Source organism: Providencia burhodogranariea DSM 19968 (genome assembly GCF_000314855.2).
GTDB classification, from domain to species: domain Bacteria; phylum Pseudomonadota; class Gammaproteobacteria; order Enterobacterales; family Enterobacteriaceae; genus Providencia; species Providencia burhodogranariea.
Map to the genome: position 1 here is coordinate 484,788 of NZ_KB233222.1, position 21,555 is coordinate 506,342.

The 21,555-nt window shown below is 38.1% G+C and carries 19 protein-coding genes and 1 pseudogene; 7 read left to right on the plus strand and 13 right to left on the minus strand.

Features of this window, described 5'->3' with window-relative positions; translation table 11 throughout:
* Positions 1-616: pseudogene (locus OOA_RS01985) on the plus strand (integrase core domain-containing protein); the annotation flags it as partial.
* A gap of 126 nt (positions 617-742) precedes the next feature.
* On the opposite strand, the gene OOA_RS01990 reads toward OOA_RS01985, so the two are convergent.
* The 3 genes from OOA_RS01990 to OOA_RS19715 form a co-directional block, all read right to left on the minus strand.
* Positions 743-1,264 (minus strand): hypothetical protein, encoded by a 522-nt coding sequence (locus OOA_RS01990; RefSeq protein ID WP_008910448.1) that lies wholly within the window; start codon positions 1,262-1,264, stop codon positions 743-745.
* A 420-nt stretch (positions 1,265-1,684) separates the two neighbouring features.
* Positions 1,685-2,134, minus strand: a complete 450-nt coding sequence (locus OOA_RS01995) for a hypothetical protein (RefSeq protein ID WP_008910449.1) — start codon at positions 2,132-2,134, stop codon at positions 1,685-1,687.
* Positions 2,134-2,997: a hypothetical protein gene (locus OOA_RS19715; protein ID WP_008910450.1), complete on the minus strand. Its 864-nt coding sequence runs from the start codon at positions 2,995-2,997 to the stop codon at positions 2,134-2,136. The genes OOA_RS01995 and OOA_RS19715 overlap by 1 nt, the downstream gene beginning before the upstream one ends.
* 216 nt (positions 2,998-3,213) lie before the next feature.
* Here OOA_RS19715 and OOA_RS19915 point away from each other — a divergent pair, with 216 nt between their 5' ends.
* Complete coding sequence (locus OOA_RS19915) at positions 3,214-3,369, plus strand: SymE family type I addiction module toxin (protein WP_008910451.1); 156 nt, start codon at positions 3,214-3,216, stop codon at positions 3,367-3,369.
* 56 nt (positions 3,370-3,425) lie between these two features.
* On the opposite strand, the gene OOA_RS02005 is transcribed toward OOA_RS19915, so the two are convergent.
* The 10 genes from OOA_RS02005 to OOA_RS02050 all read right to left on the minus strand — a co-directional run bounded on the left by OOA_RS02005 (position 3,426) and on the right by OOA_RS02050 (position 16,721).
* On the minus strand, positions 3,426-4,025 hold the full coding sequence (locus OOA_RS02005) for a hypothetical protein (RefSeq protein WP_008910452.1): 600 nt from the start codon (positions 4,023-4,025) through the stop codon (positions 3,426-3,428).
* Positions 4,025-7,960, minus strand: a complete 3,936-nt coding sequence (locus OOA_RS19720) for a hemagglutinin repeat-containing protein (protein ID WP_008910453.1) — start codon at positions 7,958-7,960, stop codon at positions 4,025-4,027. The genes OOA_RS02005 and OOA_RS19720 overlap by 1 nt, the downstream gene beginning before the upstream one ends.
* A gap of 291 nt (positions 7,961-8,251) precedes the next feature.
* Entirely contained in the window at positions 8,252-9,175 is a 924-nt protein-coding gene (locus OOA_RS19725; RefSeq protein ID WP_008910454.1) for a hypothetical protein, read from the minus strand.
* A complete protein-coding gene (locus tag OOA_RS02020) occupies positions 9,175-10,326 on the minus strand; it encodes a DUF3696 domain-containing protein (protein WP_008910455.1) in 1,152 nt (383 codons plus the stop codon). The genes OOA_RS19725 and OOA_RS02020 overlap by 1 nt, the downstream gene beginning before the upstream one ends.
* Positions 10,316-12,292 carry a DUF262 domain-containing protein gene (locus OOA_RS02025; protein ID WP_008910456.1) on the minus strand — a complete coding sequence of 659 codons (1,977 nt, stop codon included), beginning with the start codon at positions 12,290-12,292 and terminating at the stop codon, positions 10,316-10,318. The genes OOA_RS02020 and OOA_RS02025 overlap by 11 nt, the downstream gene beginning before the upstream one ends.
* Before the next feature lie 112 nt (positions 12,293-12,404).
* Positions 12,405-13,529 (minus strand): DNA cytosine methyltransferase, encoded by a 1,125-nt coding sequence (locus OOA_RS02030; protein ID WP_008910457.1) that lies wholly within the window; start codon positions 13,527-13,529, stop codon positions 12,405-12,407.
* 199 nt (positions 13,530-13,728) lie between these two features.
* Complete coding sequence (locus OOA_RS02035) at positions 13,729-14,565, minus strand: DUF932 domain-containing protein (protein WP_008910458.1); 837 nt, start codon at positions 14,563-14,565, stop codon at positions 13,729-13,731.
* A 71-nt stretch (positions 14,566-14,636) separates the two neighbouring features.
* A complete protein-coding gene (locus OOA_RS02040; RefSeq protein ID WP_008910459.1) occupies positions 14,637-15,062 on the minus strand; it encodes an antirestriction protein in 426 nt (141 codons plus the stop codon).
* Positions 15,063-15,132: 70 nt separating this feature from the next.
* Entirely contained in the window at positions 15,133-16,020 is an 888-nt protein-coding gene (locus tag OOA_RS02045) for a GTPase family protein (protein ID WP_008910460.1), read from the minus strand.
* A 344-nt stretch (positions 16,021-16,364) separates the two neighbouring features.
* Complete coding sequence (locus OOA_RS02050) at positions 16,365-16,721, minus strand: DNA-binding protein (RefSeq protein WP_008910461.1); 357 nt, start codon at positions 16,719-16,721, stop codon at positions 16,365-16,367.
* Between the two features lie 190 nt (positions 16,722-16,911).
* Here OOA_RS02050 and OOA_RS02055 point away from each other — a divergent pair, with 190 nt between their 5' ends.
* The 5 genes from OOA_RS02055 (at position 16,912) to OOA_RS02075 (ending at position 21,497) form a co-directional block, all read left to right on the plus strand.
* The gene (locus OOA_RS02055; RefSeq protein WP_008910462.1) at positions 16,912-17,127 is read left to right on the plus strand and encodes a helix-turn-helix domain-containing protein; all 216 of its coding nucleotides are present in this window, start codon (positions 16,912-16,914) and stop codon (positions 17,125-17,127) included.
* 23 nt (positions 17,128-17,150) lie between these two features.
* Positions 17,151-18,359 carry a hypothetical protein gene (locus OOA_RS02060; protein WP_008910463.1) on the plus strand — a complete coding sequence of 403 codons (1,209 nt, stop codon included), beginning with the start codon at positions 17,151-17,153 and terminating at the stop codon, positions 18,357-18,359.
* 70 nt (positions 18,360-18,429) lie between these two features.
* Positions 18,430-18,585 (plus strand): hypothetical protein, encoded by a 156-nt coding sequence (locus tag OOA_RS20415; protein ID WP_008910464.1) that lies wholly within the window; start codon positions 18,430-18,432, stop codon positions 18,583-18,585.
* Between the two features lie 464 nt (positions 18,586-19,049).
* A complete protein-coding gene (locus tag OOA_RS02070; protein WP_008910465.1) occupies positions 19,050-20,486 on the plus strand; it encodes a YfjI family protein in 1,437 nt (478 codons plus the stop codon).
* 426 nt (positions 20,487-20,912) lie between these two features.
* Positions 20,913-21,497, plus strand: coding sequence for an inovirus Gp2 family protein (locus OOA_RS02075; RefSeq protein WP_008910466.1), 585 nt, complete (start codon positions 20,913-20,915; stop codon positions 21,495-21,497).
* The last annotated feature ends 58 nt before the right edge of the window (positions 21,498-21,555 follow it).

Genomic DNA, 21,555 nt, shown 5'->3' on the forward strand with positions numbered 1-21,555 from the left:
TCTTTAATCATAAACGGGTTTATCGCGTTTATTGTCGCTTAGGGTTAAATCTAAAACGTCGAGTCAAAAAAGTCCTTCCAATACGTGAAAAAAGACCGTTAATGGTCGAGAAAATACCCAATGTTCAGTGGGCATTAGATTTTATGCATGACAGTTTATATTGCGGTAAGCGTTTCAGAACATTGAATATTATAGATGAGGGAACGCGTGAATGTCTGGCGATTGAAGTGGATACCTCGTTGCCAGCAGAGCGTGTCATCAGAGTACTTGAGCGTTTAAAAATAGACAGAGGGTACCGAAACAAATTCGCGTGGATAATGGCCCTGAACTTATTTCAGCTAATCTATTGAATTATTGTGAAAATAATCTAATTGCGTTATGTCATATTCAACCGGGTAAACCACAACAAAATGGATTTATCGAACGATTTAATGGCTCGTTCCGTCGTGAATTTTTAAATGCCTATTTATTTAAATCATTGAGCCAAGTGCGTGAAATGGTTTGGTTTTGGCAGCAAGATTATAACCTTAACCGAACACATGAAAGTTTAAATCACCTCCCACCGGAGGCATATAGAAAACAACGAGAAAACTCTAAATTGATGTGTCTCAATTAATGGGGAGTGGACAGTCACGCTCATACGCCAAGCTGGGCAACTGATCATCCAGCTGGCAGAGAGGGAGTAAAAACAAATAATGAGATCTCAGTGATAAATTGGGATCTCTATTTTTGAGATTATAATTTAAATTATAATAAGCTCACCTGACTCATTGAAAGGCGCTTTTATTTTATAATTACGAGTATAAACATTCACAATATACCTTAGATAGTTTTTCAAATCCCAATCAGTAGCTTCTATAGTCTCTTCATTTTCATCATATTGATAGACCCTATTAGGATCATCAGATTCGGTAAGTAAGAAGAAGTACTGAGTATAGCTTTCCACTGATATGAATAATGCTTTTTGTTTCCGCAGATTATATTCTTGGATAGATGGAAGCTCATCTCTTAATGCATCTTGATATAAGATATTACCTCTAACCGTCTGTCCATTTCGATAAAAAAACAGAGGGTCGTCACCAAAAAGCCCTCCACTGCAACGACCAATGCTTGTTAAAAAATCATACAACTGGTCTTTAACCTTAATATCGTATAGGTGCTCGATTTTACCAATTTCTTCATCTGAATAACCTTTCATATACCCTAAATCAATAGGCAACTCAGGGTACACAGAATGCAGATATTTGATTAGTTCACTATTCATTATTTATTTTTCCCCGTAGAGCCTTGATAAATTTTCACATTAAGATTCTTATTATTTTCTGCAAAATTTTGACTTGTATAACCGCACCATCAAGCTGAGTGTGCTCTTTGACGTTGACATCAAAGCCGCCTTTTGCTTTTCGACGATTGGCATTAGTGCGCAGTTGTAAGGCAAAAAGCTAGACAGCTAAAGAGGAAGGGAGGGGTAAAATCAGAAATATTCAGTGGGTTACGCCCCTAACCGCGGTAAACCCAACTCCAGCCACAACTCACCTTAAGCAGTAAGTGTCTGAAAGAGATGGGATTTGAGGTGGGGAGCCACTACACCCTCTCTCGCCAAGCCGGACAGTTGATTATCCAGCTGGTTGAGAATGAGTAAGATATTTAAGGACGATCCCAGCAGAGAACTGGGATCGTCTCATTAATTAATAGGGTAAAGATCTTGAATGTAACGCTCAACAAATAGTTTTAATTCAGAAGATGGATAAGGCTCTTTAGCTTGGATTAAATAAGCATCATCATAAATTACTCTTGAATTCAATGAGCTAGATATTATATACAAAATTAAAACTGAGAACTTTAAGTTGCTCTCACCTCTTGTGGAGACACTTACCATGTATGGGTACTCTATATCATCTATATCACGTAGATTTTCTTCAATAAAGTTAAAACTTATCCAACAAAAATAATCATATTGGTGGTCGTGTATATAGATAAACTTATCAAGTAAATTTAGTCCTTTTTTAGCTGATATACCTATAGTTAATTGTTTTGTAGACAAAGAAAAGTCATTAAACCCATCGATGATACTATTGAGGATATCTTCAAATTGAGGAAGCTTTTTAATTGGAAATAAAATTTCGTTAGACATTATTTTCCTCCATTGGTACTAATTGAGCCACTTGTAACATTAAGCCAGCCATCTTGTGTTTTAATGTAAATATTATTTACCGTGCCTTCTTTTGTGATATTGCTAACTGCAGAGCCAGATTTAAAGTGGTCAATCATTTCTTTCATGCTTACACCTGTTTTAGATGCATCCACATATAGATCCCCTTGATAGCCAGCTTTTTGCATATCTTTGGCACCACTCACAATATTGCGCCTAACAGCGTTGATGCTCTGCCCTTCTACTAATTTTAATTGGACCGGAACACCATCTAGCCATCCATCTATTCCTTGGAAATTTTCTTTTTCAACTCCTTTAAAATTACCGCCCTTATATTTAACAATATCTAATGCTTGCTGGTATTCATGAGGTTCTAATGCATTCTGTATGACTGTCCCTTGTTTTCCATTAGGCAACTTAAGGATATCTTTACCTGAGTTTATTACTGTTGACTCCGCACTCGTCAACTGATTCAAGTTAATCTTACCAGCCTTGGCTTCTGACTGTATTACTTGTTTAACTGTCGAGACTTCTTGTGCTGTTTTACCAATAATCAATGCACCGCCGGCACCAGTTCCTCCCGGTGTTACTACCTCTGCTGTAAATATACCCACTTCATTTAAGCATATTACAGGTGCTGCTTTACAGCCTGTTAAAGCAGCTCGAACAGTTGCTATCATTTCTGGTGCTATAACTAATGAGTAGCCAGCTGCAACGACGCCCATCGACGCTCCAGACACAACTAAATTACCATTATTAATGCCTTTAGTTATGTCTGCTTTACAGCTCGCATCACAATCTGGGATATCAGCAAATAAGAACCCAAGGTTTCCACCAAGTGCCATTGAGTTATTTTCAACAACAACTCATTCCATTGCAAAACGGGCAGATAAAACCACTTTTTGCTAGTGCATTCAGCCAGTTAACATCACATTTTCAAAGAGCATTTTTACCCAGCGAACCGATTTTCCCGACGTACGTTTTACCGTTCTGCCACCGATTTAGGTAGATATAAAATACAAGCAGCTAAAGAAGAGACAGCAAAATCAAGACAATATTCAGTGGGTTACTTGCCGAACCGAGGAAAACCCAACCCCAGCCCACAACTGACCATTAGCGGTAAGTGGCTGAAGGAACTGGGATTTGAGATAGGCAGCCACTACACCCTCACTCGCCAAGCCGGACAGTTGATTATCCGGTTGGCTGAGGGGGAGTAACGCATAAAAATTTAAGGAGATCTTAGCATTACGCTAAAATCTCCTTAATTATATTATTACTTGGCGTACATTTTTGGGAAGTATTCGTTGATTTTATCGTTATCCAATACTCTATCGATAGTAAAATCTATTGTATCGGAAACAGCTATTCCATGACGTAATTCTTCAGGAAAATCATTGATTGAAGCGTATATCGTTGGTACTAAATACCTAAAATAGTCTCCCATTTTAGTTTCACCAGTAAAACCAACAGGATAGTCTTCTCCTTCCTTACTACCTTCAACTCCATGATATATAAAAAAGCCTTTTCTAGATGGCATATTAATTTCATTAAGTTCTTCATTTTGGTGTTTATCTACCCACTCTTCAATACTTGCTCTATGTTCAGCGTTTTTATGCCCAAGAGGAGAATACAAATCAAGGATAGTTTTACCATTCTTATTTTCAGGATAAACCTTATATTTTTCAGATTCTTCCCATTTAAATTCATTAAGTTCATCTAACAAGCTTTCAAAATTATTAATGGACAAAAGAGAGTTGGGTAGCCAACCCCAACAATTATTTACCATTAAAGCTATTTTTCCTTGTTTATCCATTGCAAACCAAGTATAGATAGCTCCAAAATCTGGTTCCCAACCATTATTAGATATACTCATTATTTTGTCCCTTTTGGCCATGTGATTTTACAATTACCACATGTTTCAACAGTTACTTTTTCTGAATTTAAATTCTCATTCTCTTGCCTAAAAGCTTTAGGCCGTAAAGCATCTGTAAACTTAATATTTTCAGGTTTGGCTCCTTGACGAACCAAAGAGTCTGCCGCTGACACCTCAGCACATGCCCCAGCTTTATTTTTACAAAAACTCGCGAATTCCCCTATTTTAACGCCTAGTTGTTTCTCAATATAGTTTACTGTTGTTGGATGCAATGAATCAGCATCAATTGCTTTATTACTGTATCCAACTGCTGTTTTGCCTGTTTTAGAATCATAAGCACCGATCATTGTTGCAACTTTTTCAGCTTGAGTATTAGATTTGAATTTACCAATTTCACTTACAAGTTCTTGTTGGGCTTTATTAGCAAATACCTGTTCTTCTTTAGTCAAGTAATCCCCAAACTTCGAAGATTCATTTCCTTTCTGACTTGCTTCTAAATTCTTTCTAATCGCATCTTCTACTACATTAGGTGAAGGCTTACCAGTCAATGAGCTTTCATTTGGTTTGACATTTGGCTTAGCAACATCTTTCCCAAACTGTTTTACTAACGCTCCTGAGTTTGCGACCGCTGACATACCACCCAATAGATAAATCGACCCTACATACATACCTGCACGAGTACGTGCTTCTTCATCGGTATACCCAAAGTTTTTAAACGCTTCAGTATAAGATTCCAACAGATTATACGCCTGCAGTGCTTCCGGTGAAGTCGAATTCAATAGCCTTTCAATTTCTTGATAGCCAGCCTGTGCCGTTTTTGGATTTTGATACGTGAGACTGACATACGTATCTATTGCCTCAAACGCCTCTTTTCTGGCGGCAGTACATGCAGGTGAAACACCGCCGGCACAGGTATCAAGCAGTTTCTGGGTTGTCTCTGTATCTTTAATACGTAGCTCAGCCAGTTTCCGCTGCTCGACTTCGGTTATCTTACCTTGCTTCTCTTTCAGCTCCAGTGAATTTTTTTTGCGATTCTCTGAGTCACTCAGATAGTTATTCTCAACCGCATTCTTCGCTGCTTGCGAGCCAGTAATCGCACCCGCCACATCACCAGTAGCAAGACCACCAGCTAATCCTGAAGCCAATTGGCTCAACGCACTGACTTGCTGTTTCTCACTTTCGGTTAAGTCTGAAACCTTCTTGCCCGGGAAGAGGGTATCCATAATCACTTTAGCGGACAACTCACCGCCACCGGCACCTAATCCACCAGCAACGGCAGATTGGTTATTTAGCTCAGCGACCACGGCACCCAATACTGCGTGCGCCATGGCATTTGCGGCTTTATTATCTTCGCCAACTTGCTGTTTTATCAACGTCGCTAAGTACGGCGACGAGGCATTCGCCAGTGCGCCTGCTAAATTATCACCTGCGAGTCCTTGCAGCAACCCTGTAACCGCTTGAGCCGCTTTTTGGAAGTCGCTGCCCGTGCCATATTGTGCCATGGCGTTGTTGTAGGCTTGTTGCTTAATGGCGTCATCAGTAAGTGTTTTCCCCTCAGATTCCAGCTGTTTTTTGGCAATAGCAAGGGCATCAGGGTCTTTTTGCGCTTTCAGGCCAGCAATATCCCCTTCGGTCCGGATGATATCCATGGTCTGATTGCCGATTTCACCAATCAACTGGGATTGTTTCAAGCGGTTTTGTTCTTTCTCTTTATCGAATATCGGGTTGATGCTGCCGTCATTGGCGTGCTCGGTATCACGGTTGAGCTCATTAACATCCTGTTTTTGTTTGTCGTCATTGCGAACAATCACGGAGCCTTCACTGACCGCCGATTGCGTGGTGCCTTCGGCGTGGCCGCTGTTATTGGCGTTAGAGAGTAACCCGCCCGCGGTATTGGTGAGAAGTTGGCTACCAATCGGGCCGCCCGTGCCAATAGAGCCGCCAGAGTGTTCGGCAGTAAAATCGGCTTTGTTGTCGATATCTTTCCAGCCTAATGTGCCCGTATCGAGGCGATTTTTGTCTTTGTCCGCCGTTGATGCAATCACTGCGCCATCAAGCTGGGTGTGCTCTTTGACGTTGACATCAAAGCCGCCTTTGCCGGCAAAAATACCGGTTTGCTCTTTCACACTGTCGTAGTTGCTGTGTATCTTGTCTTGGCTGGCACTGATATTGATGTTTGGCGTGCCACCTATCGTGTAACCGCCACCGACGCTGACCTCTTGCTGTTTGGCATCATAGCGGTCGCTGTCTTGCTCACTTTGCAAAGTGAGGTCACGACCGACATTGACAGTGACCTGTTCACCACTGACTTGCGCCCCTTTGAGGGTGGTATCTTGCCCACTGTTTAAGGTGAGTTTGTTGCCTGCATCCAGCGTGGTTTCGGTGTGGGTGAGGCCATTGCCTTTTTCATGGCCTTTGCCTTGGTTGACGGAGGCTGAGACATTGACCCCGTAGCCGCCTGCACCCACACCCACACCAACCCCGACACTGCTGCCTTTGCTGCTATTTTTGCTGTTTGTCTGCTCGGTGTTTTGAGCTGATACAAGGTTGATATCTTGCGTGGCAGACAGAGATAAGTCTTTGCCCGCTTTGAGCTCACTGCCGACGACCGTGATATTGCCGCTGTCTGGGTTGCTGTCTTTATTTTTACCCGTTGCGGTAATCGACAGATTTTGTCCGGCATTTAAGGTGCTGCCTTGCGACTGGCGACTGTCGGTATGCGTTTCGCTTTTCGACGATTGGCTGCCGTAAGACACGCTAACACCAACCGTATTGGTCGCGCCTTTTTGATAGCCTTTATCGCCCGGTTTGAGGTTGTTGGCAAGGTTATGTGCATTTGCCGCATCGGTTTTCAGTCCATCCAACTCAACGGCTTGCTGCGCTTGAACACCGGATAATACTGCTTTGGTGTTTTGCAGGGCACTTAAACGACCATCACTTTCTTTGCGAGCTTGCTGTGCGGTGCTGACGGCGGTATTGAGGGCGCTGCCTGCACTGCCAGAGAGCGAAATACCAAACCCACTTTGCTGGGTTTCAAATGTCTCAGTGCGAGTCCGTTCATCATATCCCGGGTCGATTTGTACGCTGTCACCCGTGAGGTTTAAGTCTTTTTGGGCAATCAGGTCAGCGCCGCCCACATGCAGTTTGTTGCCTGCGGTGATATTAACGTTACCTTGTGTGCTGCCTATAGTACTGACACTTTGGCTTTGGGTGGTGCCTTTTTCATCCACTTCATGGCGAGAGGATTGTTTACCCACACTAAAGCCAATGCCACCGCTGCTCATTAAGCCGCTTTTTTTCTTCTCTTCAAGTAAATAGTGAGAGTCTGTTTCCGTCGCGGCAGTAATATCAACATTGTTGCCAGCGGTTAAGGTGACATCGTTTTCTGCGACCACCGAGGAGCCTTTGACGGTCAGGTCATTACCTGCGTTGATGGTCACTTTTTCGCCACTTAGCAAGCTACCTTTTTCTCGCGTGGTTTCATCGTTTTGGAGGGTGTGCTCACTGCTGGAGCTTAAGAAGCCTTTACTGCTACGCTGCTCTTCAACATATTTTTTATTTTCTTCCGTGGCGGTATTGAGTGTCACATTTTGTTTTGCATCAAGGGTGATTTCGCCTTTTTCACTGTGGATAGTGCTACCCGTAACGGTGATGTCTTTATCACGCGCCGTGATATCGACGCCGTTTTGTCCGCTGAATGTACTGCCGACGACTTCATGAGATGAGGTTTCATCGACTCGGGAGCCTTTGCTGCTGCCATTGCGAGTTTGCTCTTGGTCTAGCGCGTGCGTGTCTTGGGTTGCTGCTGTGATGGTGACATCTTTCGCTGAGACGCTGATTTTACCTGCTTGGCTATCGACTTGGGCGCCTTCTGCCACCAAGTTATTGCCCGCATTCAATGAAACGCCTTTGTCACCACTGAGGGTACTGAGCACTAAACTGTCTTCTTCACGGGTGGCTGGCGGAGTCTGAATTCGTCGCTTAACTAAATGATTTTATAGTGCTAATGTTCAATTCAACTTTTAAAAAGTGCCTAATAAGGTGCCTAAAAATATTTTGATTAAATTTAAATAATGTATGAAAAAAACTGTTTGATAACTTAATCATAATACTATATATGGTTTATAAGCCAATGAATAAGTGGAATGAAAAAACAGCCATAGAGTTAATCTAACATATTTACTATTGTTTAAAAAACATTGATAGGTTTAGGCTCCCTCTTTTGATTAGCTTTCAGGAGCGTACCGATCTTGGGAATTATGAGTTGAAATATGTGGCCCTATGGCAGCTATTGCTATTTTATACTCCGATTCATTTATTGGAATAAACCCAAAGTAGATACGTTTATGGTAATGTTTAGTATCCCCTTCATTGTTGCGTTTAGAAGGTTTCAAATGATGATTACAATTCAAATTTGGGTATATCTGCCCATTATATTCAAACTTAAATTGAAAGTGCTTATGTGAATGACCTTGTGGGGTACAATCATAACCAGCTTTCGAACCAATACTTCTAGTAAGTCTAATAAAGTTTCTGCCAGTAAATGGGCTTGAATCATTTAAAGCGCGTAGACACTGAGTTATAGCTATCGAATAATTACAAAAACCATCATGGACACGGTTTAACGTCATTTCACAATCATCATGATAAATGATGTTTGTGAAATGGCTTGTCGCACGTTCATAGTAGCTTTTTATGCTGATGGGGTAGCGCCCAAGGATATCCTCATAATACGAGGAGAATTCTGTTATATTTTTGATGCTAGTATACTCGGTGGAGTTAAACCCATTTGGAGCATACAAAGTATAACAAACTTGATTAGATTCACTTGGTGAACGAGATAAGTCTTTTAGTGTTGATCCTGAATATTGTCTGTTAAAGCCAATATAATATTCTCGTTCTAACCGCATTTTAAAAGCTGCAATTACTTGCTTGTCTTTGCCAAAGGAAAAGTTAGCAAATTGCTGCACTAGAGATTGACTATAGTACTGATCCTCGAGAATATCATATGCTAAATATGAGAAAACACCTTTTTGGTTAAGTTGGCTTTTTATCAACTTGAATTTATCAAATTGATCTTGTATTTCCTTAAAGCTGCTAAAAGATTGAACATCAAAACTAAAATTAGAAAAGCCAATGATTATATTCATTATTTTTTACCAGATTCTTTCTCAGGTTCTTTACCACTCATCAATATGTCCATGTCAATGAGTTGTTGATCAAAAAAATCAGTTGGCCACTGAGATAGCTCTCCTTCTGGTGATACAGTTATAGGGATAACTTTACTGCACTTCTCGGTTGAATCAGCTACTACTTGATAAATCTTGATTTTTTCACAGTTCACTTTACCTAATCTAGGCATTAAACGCATTCCATTAATTAAGTGATCACTGTGAGTTTCGATAATAACTTGCACCCCAGCTTGAGCTGTAAGGGAAATTAAACGTCCAAGATAGCTCTGTCCTCTTGGATGTAAATGAGCTTCAGGATTCTCGATAATTATTAAGCCACCGGGGCGAGTAAAAAGCAGAGCAGTCACAATTGAAAGAGCATAACTAACACCAAACCCAACGTTTTGAGATTTTAGATTTCTATTACCATTTTGCTCAAAGATATTTACTGATGTAGAAGCTTCTTCAAATAATTGAGACGCTACAGATATTCCCGGGCTAATTTCTTTCAACCAAGCATCAATCTGCCTATTTAGTGAGGCTTGCTCTTCATCAGGGTGTAATCTAGGATCTATTTGGGCATCTTTGGAATTATCAGTACCACCTACAAACAAACGCCTAGAAATAGCTGACTGAGATAAAAACTCTGAAGTAAACTCTCCTTTAGCTCCTAACCAATCTTTATGAAAACTATCAGATTTTTTAATTTCGTAATTAACCCTTGGCCCGTAACGTTCAGCTTGAAGATATTGTATATTATTTGTTAGGTATTCTAGTTCAGCAGTTATTTCAAAAGGTGTTAGTGCAGTTAAGTGTTTATTAGATATATTTTCTTGTGTATCAATATCTATAAAACCCCAAGAAATAGTTCCAGAATTGATTTCTAACTCGATGTTTAAACTCGTATCATCTGCATTTTGGTGATGGATATCTTTGAGAGAACCTAGCTCAACTAGATTCCCATTTAGTGCAACGGTGGATTTAAAATAAGATTGAATAGGTATAGATATTGCTTGAATAGCCGTACTCTTTCCGACTGAATTATTACCACAAAATACAGTTAGCATGGCGAATTCAATTAGTTCATCTTTATATGATTTGAAATTATGCAATCCTAATTTATTTATCATTATGCTTACCTAGTACTGGTTTTATATCTACTTCTATACCAGTTGTTTTTTTAAGAATATTTATGAATGTATCGAATCGATAAAGGATAGTTACTCTTTTACCTGTAGATGCTGTAATTGAGTACATAAAACCGCGATTTTCTTCTTGGTATTTATCTGAGTCCCAATCTGCAAAGCTATCGGAATCAGAATCAATAGCTTGGGAAAATTCCTTGATAAATTTATCAATATTTTTAGATATTTTATCCATTTGCTGTTCAGTTAAATTAGCAAACGTTGCGACAACAACTTCAAATAAAGGTTTACTGATGGGGGCACTTTTACCAACAATCAGTGATTTCCTGAATGCAGTTCCTTCAAATATTTTATATGCAAAATTTAAGCCTTGCTTAAATTTACGCTCAAGTTGAAAGAAAAGTTCGTCGCTATCTTTTGATATGTGAGCTTTTCCATCATCAAGGCCATCTTTATTTTTTATATGGATTACATGCTTATTAATTTGTTTCATAGCAGACGATAAAAATTCATTATAGGTGCTGTAATCAAAGTTCTTATAGCCTAATGCAATGTAAGATAAAGCAGATAGACAAAGTTCCATGTCTTTTTGTCTTTGAGGACTTACTTTGTTGTTAGTAGATTCAACAAATTCAGAGCTAGAGGATAAATAACGTAAAAAAGTAACACTAGATCCTTGATACATTGCTGAGCGTATTTCTTGATTACTTAATTTAACACCATAAGTATTAATTCGATGAAATAATTCAACGATTAGACCATCTTTGTCTGATTCATCATCAATAACATGTGCTGTAATTTGGTATTCTCTTATTTTGCGTTTATCTAGCCTACTTAGCTCGCTAAAGTATGTCCCATTATAATCATCATTGAGGGATTTTAAATCGGCTAGTTTAAATCGATCTTTCATAAAGTCAAAAACAGTTGTAATACGCTGGAGCCCATCAACAACAATCCAATTGCCATTTTTTTTCTCTGCAAAATAAAAGGCAGGTAAAGGCAGACCCATTAGTATCGATTCAATGAGTTTTGATCTTTTTTCCATCGACCAAATACGATCTTTACGTTGAAAGTCGGGCTGTAATTCAATCTCTTCAAAGCTAAGGCGGTCATATATAAGTGATAATACAGGTGTGATATGCCTAATACGCAAACCATCTTTATTATGTTCTTGATGTTTTGATTTTTCACTTATTGATAAACTAATATCATCGTCAATATCATTCTGAAAATCTTCAACTTCATTTTCTATTCCCGTAAATATCTCATCTTCAATAATATCTTCTACTGATTTTATTTCTATTAGCCTATCATAGGGGGCATCATTTTCACTTATTTGATATAATTCATTTTTAAGGGTCACGATAGAATTATTAACTTTATTTTCTAAATTAGTTAGAGATTTTATTAAGCTATTCAAATTGTTACTAATAGAAGTATGAGAAGGCTCACTATCAACGCGATTTAAAATGGTTTTTAGTTTGTTCAAAATTTCATTTTGTTGGACTGATATGCTTTGATTGCTAAGAGAAAGATAGTTATCTATTTTAGATAATAAAATGCTAAGGTCATCACCAGTGAGTTCAGATAATGAGCCTAATTCATGTACATGTGTGCTTCGCAAAAAAATATGTTTTTTACCTTTAAACCGGAAATGCTGTATATACGGTAAATGTGCAAATACAGTCTCTGGTTGGTTACGGCTACTACCACTTCCGTATAATGCTTGGTCAACATTACAAAAACCTTTGTATACTAATTCATTCCAAATAGCTTCCAGCTCGGTAAAAGGACGGCTATTTTCCAGCTCATTAGGATAATTAGATACATAGTAGCTCTTAACATCGTGATCAAATTTTGTAATATATATAGGAGCAGTTTTAGGGTTGATGGCTTGAAGTGGTTTCCCAACTAATTTTTCAATGTCTAATAATATCTGTTTGAATTTCATAGCTAACCTAACTTATCCTATACAATTATCATTAGCTTACCAATACTTGTTAAGATGTACTAGGGCTCAATGTGCACATAAATGAAAAAGAGCCCTATAAATGTACTATTTTTTATAATGTTCCGAGATATTTTCTAATGGTTTTAGCTATTCCTAGCGCAGCAAGGTATGGAACACCGTTACCTATAGTTTTAAACATATCCGATAACGTCATTGTTAAAGGGAGATGAAAATCTTTTGGTAATGATTGGATAGCTAATGATTCAGCAGCACTGAGCCTACGAGAGTGATATGGGTGTAAGTGAACCTCATTATTCCCATAGGCTGCGGTTGGTGAATATCTAAAACGATGTAAACGTTTGAATGATTTTTTACTAACATCACCCTCTTCAACGGTTTGAAATCGTTCAGAGTATGGCTTGAAGTAATATTTAGCATTAGGATGTTTATAAACATCATTTTTCTCAAACCAGTATTGAATCGTAAGTTCTTTAAAAGCCTCTAATTTTTTTGGGAGCATTTGTCTGGAATTAGCTATCTCTTTGAATGTATTTGTTGTTGGCCATAAATTCTTGTCAAAAACAACTTCTTTATCAAAGATGATTTCTTGTTTCCAATTAAAGTTTGCTTCTAGATGATTACTAGACAAATTTTCTACATATTTACTCAGGATACCAAACATTAGTATTCTATCGCGATCTTGAGGAACACCATACTCAATACAGTTTGTTAGTCTATCCGTTAACACGTAGCCGGCATCTTCAAGTACTTGTTTCATTTCATCATAAAATTTGCGATGCTTTGTTGTTCTCCATAGTCCTTTTACGTTTTCAAACAAGAAAAAATCAGGTTGATTATTAATGATTGCATCAACATAAACTTTAGTTAACCTACCATTATCTCCTTCCGAGCCTTTATGTTTACCTGCTACGGAAAAGTCTGGGCAAGGGGGGCCACCGATAAAGCCTACTAAGGATTTACTTTTAGCCTCTATAACATAATTTTTTAGTTCATCTTTTTTGTCACCATTAACATATTCATCAATACTACCTAAATGGTAACCATATTTAGGGGCAGGTAAATTCATCTGTTGCCGTGAGTATGTATAGGCATCTAGAAAAGGCTTGTGAAACTCATTGACAAAGGAAATATCAAAGCCTGACATTTCAAAGCCAAGGTCTAAAAAACCGCTACCAGCGAAGAAAGAGAATACAGTTGGTTGGGAAGATGAAAACATAGAGCCTTTCAATGTTAATAGTACCTATAAATTAATGAGCTATATTACCTCAGATGGTAATATAGTAACACTTACGCTGACAGCTTTCCTGCATAGTTAAGTTATTAATTGCAGATTGCAAGAGGATTGCTTTAGTCATACTGAAAAGCGCAAGTGTTAGATAAAAAAGTGTAGTTTTATATAAAACACACTTCCGTTATTATATCATTTTTGGGACAGAAAAATGTTCATGCATCTTTTCTGTCATCACCCACAGCGCCTTATTCAATTTGATATCCCCATCAATTCTATTCACTGAACGAGTGCGAGCGCGCTTACCTTTCGCATTTCTGCCCGATAATCCTCCCTTGATTAAATTTTCCTGTAAACGTTGATATACCGTCCAAAGATCATCTTTCTTATCTTCCCAACGGCGAGGCTGTAATACTTGTTCTTCAGTAATCGGTTGATGCTCTTCACCAAAGCGATACGTCAAAGCTGCTTGTGCCAAGACTTGCTGTGCTGGTGGTGGTAATAGAAGAGATTGCATCTGTTCGCGCTTTTCAGCAACCGTATCAAAGGTTTCCAATACCTCATAAGCCCCTTCAATCACCTTATCGACGACATCACCCTTATGGGGCACACGTACTTCACCAAAGGTATCCCCGTAAACTAAACCGTTTTGACACACAGCTCTAAATAGACCCGGTAACATCTGATAGCTACTTGAACCGTCATGGCTATTAAGTAAGATGATTTCAGGGACTTGTATACCCGTAATTTGGTCATGGCGCCTGAGCCGTAACATGTGCTTAGTGTGATCACGACGACTTTCATCCCGTACACGGGTTTGGCAAGCAAAGAACGGATAAAAACCTTCTTTTTGAAGACTATCGAGTAAGGTAATGGTGGGAATGTAAGTATAACGTTCACTGCGAGAATCGTGTTTTTCCTCAGAGAATACACTCGGCACAGTACGGAATAATTCTTCAATGGTTAATGGGCGGTCGCGACGAATACTATTCGCCGCACCAAAGCGGGAAGCTAAACGAGTCATGAGAATTCCTTGAAAATTAATTAAATGTGATAAATAAAAACTGAGGAATGAATTAAATGTGGAGGAATGGCTTAATCGATAATATGAAAGATTTCTGTACTTTCAGTATGTTGAATTGCAAAATCCCGTAGTTGATAAAAACGGTCAACCATCACTTCACTTTCTGTTTTAAATGACCAAAGACTAAATACGATTAAGCAAACGGCTATTCCTGCAGCCTCAGGGCTCAAGATGGCTTCATTACCATTATGAGGATTAAATAAGATCACCTCTTTTTCCGCCAATGCGGGGTAAATAAATGTGCCTTGATTCGATAGCACACAGAACTCCCAAAATGCCCCGTGGTATTCATCACAAAAGCTATCCATTAAATGGAATATTTGGCTTTCAAGCTTGATCCACAAAGGTACCGTATGAAAATGCTGAAACCAAAAGTTATCTCGTTGTTGTGAAGAAACTCGCTTTTTCGTGATCGGGTGTAATTCATTTAAAGGCATCATCTGACTCCTAACAGCAGAAACAAAAAACGCGAGCCGAAGCTCGCGTCATTAAAGTGATAATCAAGGTTTAAAATAGCCATCGCCAAAATGAAACAGCGACCGACACTAGCCGTTCTTTAACGTGATTAATGACCTGCTTAACGGGCTTTGGGACAGGTAAAACCTCAATGAGCTCCTCCACTAAATCACCAACCGTATGACCAAAGTCTTTTTTGGCTGATGAAATCACCGTTTCTGAGCAGTAATCTGTTTTCAGCTGCCTAGCGATGGCACTGCTTGCTTTAGCGGGTAACGCTTGTACTAAAGTTTCAGCGAGTTTATCGAGTTGATAATTTTCGTTAGCAGCAATAACCGCAATAGGATGAACGGGATTAAACGCTTGCTGTATTTGATTCACTTTCTCCAATAGATGATTTTGCTGTTGCTTCGACGGTTGCTGCTGGTGGATATCCCACTCACGGCAAGGCTCTATCTTATCGGCTTGATTCAGTACGAATAAAAACCGTTCTGGAGCGTAATCGCAATGACCCACTAGGTACTGATAAAAAGCTTCATCAGCTGACCATGCTCTATCATCGGCTTTTAATATCCAGAGAATGAAATCGAGTTCAGGTAATAGGGATTGATAAAGTTGTTGATATTCTTTGTCATAATCACGTGATTCTCCCACTCCGGGGAAATCGATGAAGGTGATATCTCGTCCAGATAAAGATAGGGTTAATCGCTGAGGTGAACGCGTACAGCCACCGACAGCGCTAACAGGCGATATTGTTGATTGAAACAAGGCGTTGCACAGACTGGATTTCCCCACACCAGTTTTTCCCATTAGGCCTATCGTTGGGGAGTAGTGAATGAGTTCGCTCAGCTTATGTTGTAATTGGTGTTTGATTGCTGTGGGGAGTGGAGAGAGAACAGCCTCAAAAGGTGAGGCTGTGGATGACGAATTGATTTTCATATAGGCTTCCTTGAAGATAGAAAACAATTAAATACTGTTGTATTTCAAAGAAGTAATATGTATTTGAATTTAATTATAACTAGATGATTATCTTTCAGGGTACATTGTTCAATAAGTAAAAACTATATGAGTTATGTTCAGACATTGTTTGATATTATCATTGAACATTTAGAACGCGCTTTCGTGGTGTCATGATAACGGTAAAATAAATATTTAAAATTTTATAGGGATTACTTAAGCCGCTGATTGTATAACATCAATATTACACTGTACGTCGGTATAGGCACATTGCCAGCACACACATTAACGGAAGCCCACCAGCGCATTTTTCCTCAATGCGATAATCAATACAATTCACTTTGCTGCACTAGCCATTCAATCCCCTTACGTCTTAACGTATACAGCATGAAAGCTTGCTCTGACTCAGACAACGAACGAAATAGTGTTAGCCATTCCTGTTCTTTCAACGTCAACTCACTCCCATTTGAAAGAGACTGAGATTGATTCAGCACCGCCTGAATTTCAGTTGAAAAATTATCAATGTGATATTCAAATGAACGACCTCGAGCACCGGGAACCGCTACAGCACGTTTCTTCCAATTCTCTAAACGTGCGCGTTTATTAACTCCTTGTGGGGTTGTCGGAAAGCCCGGGATATGAATAAGCTCTTTAGCGAGAAACCATTCCTTATTTATTTTCATTGTGATTCAACACCTTAATTCATTAATCGCTGCCATTGATATTGTCTTCATGTTAACTAAAGAGAAATACCATTTGATTGAAACTAAGTTTCGATCTAACCTGTTTGTTAACATGAACAACTGCCCCTAGCGGTTACACCACGGTGTAACCGCTAGGTTCTCACAATTCAATAAAAAGGAAAAGTCATCTATGAAAGAAACAGATTGGCATCGTGCCGATATTGTGGCGGCTTTACATAAGCAAGGGGTTTCATTATCTCAGCTATCAATCAATGCAGGGTTATCGCCTTCAACCTTACGCAATGCACTACGTGCGCCTTATCCGCGTGCTGAAGAAATCATTGCAAAAGCAATAGGCGTAACGCCTCAAGAAATTTGGCCTTCCCGTTATCTCAAAATGAAATAGTGGATAGTAGGATTAATATTGATATGAAAAAAACAACACTATTAGTCAGCTTTATTTTATTAACAGGCTGCGGTGATAATAAGGATATTACCACCGTCAAAGAAATGGTGACGTATATTGACCGTACCATAACGGTAGGCAATGCTTTTGACCATCGACAAATGTGCCAAACTATTGATTGGCGTACAGAGCAAGATAAGCGAAATCGCGATATAGTGCGCTACAGTTGCGAAATTAATCCGCTTAATGCCAATGATATCTTAATTCAAAACATCGATTTTGTCAGAGGTGAATTTCTTGAACATACCCAGAAATCGAGCGACGTCTTCTCGGAACAAAACAAACAAGTTCAATTATCGAAGTTCTACCTATTGAATGCCCAAAAAGCCTTAAACGAGTTATCAACGACCTCATTACCTAAAGACTATGCCAAGATGAAAACGGAGCTGGAAGCCTATCTTGAACAGCATTATCAAACAGAGCACGTCAAACACTTTCGATTCAGTGATGACTTCAATATCAAAGGTGAACCTCAATTCGCAATTCTTCAGCTCAATGCTGATAGGGATTATATCAATCCGTATTACCGCATTGAAAATATTGAACAAGACCCCGTCGTTATCGAAAGAATTAAGCAACTAAAAGCGTTACAACAACAAGTTATTGAAATTTTTTATGCGAATAATGCAGATATCGATAATTTATCACCCAAAGGCGCTGTATGTGAAGATAGAGCGACTAATCTGTATGGCCAAATTATCTTTCCCTGCTCCTTTAAATATCAGGTTAAGCATGCCTTTGATGCCATACTATTCCAACAACAGCCCTATATGACAGTTAAAGCCAATCTTCAGCAAGCACTAACTGAATATGATGAAGCCCGAGCCAAACTGGATAAAAAGGATGCCGCTTACGATGAACTTAAAAATGACATCCAGCAACGCTTTTCAACGTTAGCTAAAGATTCCGTCGTCACTCATTTTGAACAAATCGTCGATTTTTCACTGATTAAAGGGCAAGCCCCTGAAATTGCAGATTGTTATTTTAGATTAGCGTTAAATAACGGGATTACCATCGAGCTCGATGACAAAAGCTGCTTTAGCCTCGCTTATCAGAATACCTTCAATCAAGCCTATACCGACCTGATACAGGGCTTTTATATCTCAGATATCAGAGACAAGGTTAACGCACAAATCAACGAAGTTAATGCAAAAGCACAAAATCTTCGCTGACCCTAATCATTTTAATTAAGCATTTTTAATTTAGTCATGCTCAAACACTACCGTAAAAGGAAACATGTTTATGCCATTAATCATATTATGGGTTGGTCTAGCTTTATTATTGGGAATAGTTGCATCAAGCAGCGGGCGTTCATTTTGGGCTTGGTTTATTTTAGGGATTATCATTGACCCGATACTCGCTGGGCTGCTGTATTTGTTAATAGCCAAGGATGCTTAACCATGTTTAAACACTTTTTTAAAAAGCAGTTTATTGCCATTCTAAAGTGGTGGGTGATTGGAATTATTATTTGGCTGGTGGCTTTGCATTACCTTTGATAATTCCGTCAGTTATATAATTTGAAAGTGGTAAGCTTTGATAAACTTGCCACTTATCCAAATGTAGAAAAATAAAATCGCGCAGAAGGAGAGGACATGATGTACAAAGCAACTCTATTCCTATATCAAAATAATCAAATGTCTCATGTACAACATAAGATAATGAAAAAGCGAAATGGCATAATTACGAAAATATCGATTCTAAATTGAGCTAATTCAATAGGAGCTGAACTAATTACGTCCAAAGGAAACTAATTAAGTACAAATTCAACCTATTGATAATAATGACTATTGTTTGTGTTGACTTGCGATTTGAATTGCGGTTTATTGAGGTACATCAAAACCAAACAACCGAGAGATTATTCCATGCGTCATTTTCCTTTAAATGCATTTCCACCCCATCTATATGAAACTATTTTAGAGATTGAAGAGCGTACACAAGCTCCCATTCCATTAATTGCATCATCAGTCATTAGTGCTATTTCATTAGCATGTCAAAGTTTAATTGATGTAAATATTAATGAAACATTAAAATCACCAGTATCGTTATTTTTATTTGTTATCGCAAATTCAGGAGAAAGAAAAACGACAGTTGATAGAATGGTTATGAAACCATTTTATCAACATGATGAGATTTCACTACGTCAATTTGATGAATGTAAAAAAAGTCATACAGTTGAATTACAGATATGGCAGGAGAAAGAAAAAGCAATTTTAGGAAAAATAAGGAAAAAGACAGCTAAAGATCAATGCACTGAGGTGGAATCACTACGTTTACGATGCTTACAAATTGAAAAGCCTACATTGCCTAAATCTCATCGATATATTTATAATAATATTACGCCAGAAGCATTGCAGCTCGCAATGCATGAGCAACATTCAAATATTGGACTCATTGCTGATGAGGGGGCAAATATACTAGATAGACAGGTAATGAAGGATTTAAGTTTTATTAACTCTATGTGGGATGGTGTTAGTTTTCATGTTGACCGTAAAACAACCCAAAGCTTTACGATAGAGGATGGCCGTATTACTTTATCTATGATGGTACAAAAGAAACCATTTGATTTATATTTAAAACGTCAAGGAGAAAAAGCGCGTGGTAGTGGTTTTTTTGCTCGCTGTTTACCTGTCTTTATTGATGAAAGTTTAACAACTCAAGGTGAACGTTTTATTAAATCGCATTCAGATGAATCAAAATATCTCAATTATTTTCATCAACGGATAAGTGATTTATTAACTGAAAATAATGTTAATAAAGAATCTGGTGATAGGAGGTCTCTATCATTTGAGTCAGCGGCTCAATGTAAATGGGGGGAAATATATAATGAGATTGAGTATCGTATTCATCCGGATGAGAAATATGCCAATATGAATGACTTTGCTTCAAAACTACCAAATAATGTCGCAAGACTATCTGCACTACTTAGCTATTTTACAGAAGGAAGCGGTGCAATAAAAAAAGATTATGTTGAGAGCGCTTGGCTATTGTGCGAATGGTATATGGAACAAGCTATTAATTTATTTTCTCATGAAGGTGGTTATTATGAGGCGTTATTATTGTCATGGTTAGATAGGGAGTATTTTCGTCGAAATAATGGTTATGTTAGATTTAATGATATTCGACGTAATGGACCTAACTCTTTAAGGAAAGGAAAACTATTGGAAAGAGTAATATCTAATCTTGTAAAAGTTAAAGCAATTGAGGTTGAATACTCATATCGAGGTGCAAGATTGGTCTATGAGGGTACGCAATTTAATCACAATGAATTTACAAAAAATCCGATTTATTCATTTTATTAAGCTGCTACAGCTGCGATTGTAGCAATGAATCGCAAGAAATTATGGTAAAAAAAGATGAAACTAATATCAGAGTGAAATTATAGTCTGTTAATTTATTAATATATGATTAACTAGCGCTGTATTCTTTAATTATTTATTTTTATTACGCTTAATGTTGTCGGTATAGTAATATATGTTAATATCTGTTTAATTATATGATCCATTTATAGTTGATATAATAATTGAATTCATTTTGATAATAATTAAGTCAACTTTCACTATTATATTAAAGAATGTGTGTTATGGGTTATAAAATAATTATTTAAAACTCATTAGTATTTATCTTTATTGTGGTGATTGTTTTTTAAATTATTAACGTGTAATTTTAAATATTTATTCATACCGACAGATTAATAGTTTGGAACAATAACCGATTGGTATAATAAGATGATGAGACACTCTTATAATATAGAGTATAAAGATTTATTCATTAATGTAATCAATAAATCGGTGGGTGAATTTCCTCGTACTTTAGCTTTACGCGTAGATTTACGTTTTCCGGTTAATTACGAATATAGTGATTCGAATCGGGAGATAACACGTTTTATTGAATCACTAAAAGCTAAACTAAAAGTAGATTGCCTAAGAAAAAATAAACGCTGGGGACGTCATTGGCGAAATAGCCTACGGTATGTGTGGGTGCGCGAAATAGGTAACCTTAATAAATGTAAACACTATCATGTCTTGTTATTACTTAATAAAGATTTTTACCATGGAGCAGGGAGATTTAGTTCAGATAATAGCTTAGCCGCATTAATTCAACAGGCATGGTGCAGTGCTTTAGGTTTATCACCTGCACGGTATGCATCATTAGTGAATTTTTCTAAAAAAGGAGTATTTCATTTAAATGTCAATGGAGAGAATTATGATCAGCAGTTTGCTGAGTTATTAAATCGGATGGACTACTTAGCTAAGGATTACACAAAATGCTATGACGATGGTTATCGATCTATTGGGACGAGTCGAGAGTAAATAAGTAGACTGCTTAACAGACAACTCTAAGCCATAAAGGAACGGACGTTAACTTTAA

What these genes read in the sequence shown, in the direction of transcription:
- OOA_RS01990 (WP_008910448.1), bottom strand. Translation starts at nt 1,264, where the DNA reads ATGAATAGTGAACTAATCAAATATCTGCATTCTGTGTACCCTGAGTTG.
- OOA_RS01995 (WP_008910449.1), bottom strand. Translation starts at nt 2,134, where the DNA reads ATGTCTAACGAAATTTTATTTCCAATTAAAAAGCTTCCTCAATTTGAA.
- OOA_RS19715 (WP_008910450.1), bottom strand. Translation starts at nt 2,997, where the DNA reads ATGGCACTTGGTGGAAACCTTGGGTTCTTATTTGCTGATATCCCAGAT.
- OOA_RS02005 (WP_008910452.1), bottom strand. Translation starts at nt 4,025, where the DNA reads ATGAGTATATCTAATAATGGTTGGGAACCAGATTTTGGAGCTATCTAT.
- OOA_RS19725 (WP_008910454.1), bottom strand. Translation starts at nt 9,175, where the DNA reads ATGAATATAATCATTGGCTTTTCTAATTTTAGTTTTGATGTTCAATCT.
- OOA_RS02020 (WP_008910455.1), bottom strand. Translation starts at nt 10,326, where the DNA reads ATGATAAATAAATTAGGATTGCATAATTTCAAATCATATAAAGATGAA.
- OOA_RS02025 (WP_008910456.1), bottom strand. Translation starts at nt 12,292, where the DNA reads ATGAAATTCAAACAGATATTATTAGACATTGAAAAATTAGTTGGGAAA.
- OOA_RS02030 (WP_008910457.1), bottom strand. Translation starts at nt 13,529, where the DNA reads ATGTTTTCATCTTCCCAACCAACTGTATTCTCTTTCTTCGCTGGTAGC.
- OOA_RS02035 (WP_008910458.1), bottom strand. Translation starts at nt 14,565, where the DNA reads ATGACTCGTTTAGCTTCCCGCTTTGGTGCGGCGAATAGTATTCGTCGC.
- OOA_RS02040 (WP_008910459.1), bottom strand. Translation starts at nt 15,062, where the DNA reads ATGCCTTTAAATGAATTACACCCGATCACGAAAAAGCGAGTTTCTTCA.
- OOA_RS02045 (WP_008910460.1), bottom strand. Translation starts at nt 16,020, where the DNA reads ATGAAAATCAATTCGTCATCCACAGCCTCACCTTTTGAGGCTGTTCTC.
- OOA_RS02050 (WP_008910461.1), bottom strand. Translation starts at nt 16,721, where the DNA reads ATGAAAATAAATAAGGAATGGTTTCTCGCTAAAGAGCTTATTCATATC.
- OOA_RS02055 (WP_008910462.1), top strand. Translation starts at nt 16,912, where the DNA reads ATGAAAGAAACAGATTGGCATCGTGCCGATATTGTGGCGGCTTTACAT.
- OOA_RS02060 (WP_008910463.1), top strand. Translation starts at nt 17,151, where the DNA reads ATGAAAAAAACAACACTATTAGTCAGCTTTATTTTATTAACAGGCTGC.
- OOA_RS20415 (WP_008910464.1), top strand. Translation starts at nt 18,430, where the DNA reads ATGCCATTAATCATATTATGGGTTGGTCTAGCTTTATTATTGGGAATA.
- OOA_RS02070 (WP_008910465.1), top strand. Translation starts at nt 19,050, where the DNA reads ATGCGTCATTTTCCTTTAAATGCATTTCCACCCCATCTATATGAAACT.
- OOA_RS02075 (WP_008910466.1), top strand. Translation starts at nt 20,913, where the DNA reads ATGATGAGACACTCTTATAATATAGAGTATAAAGATTTATTCATTAAT.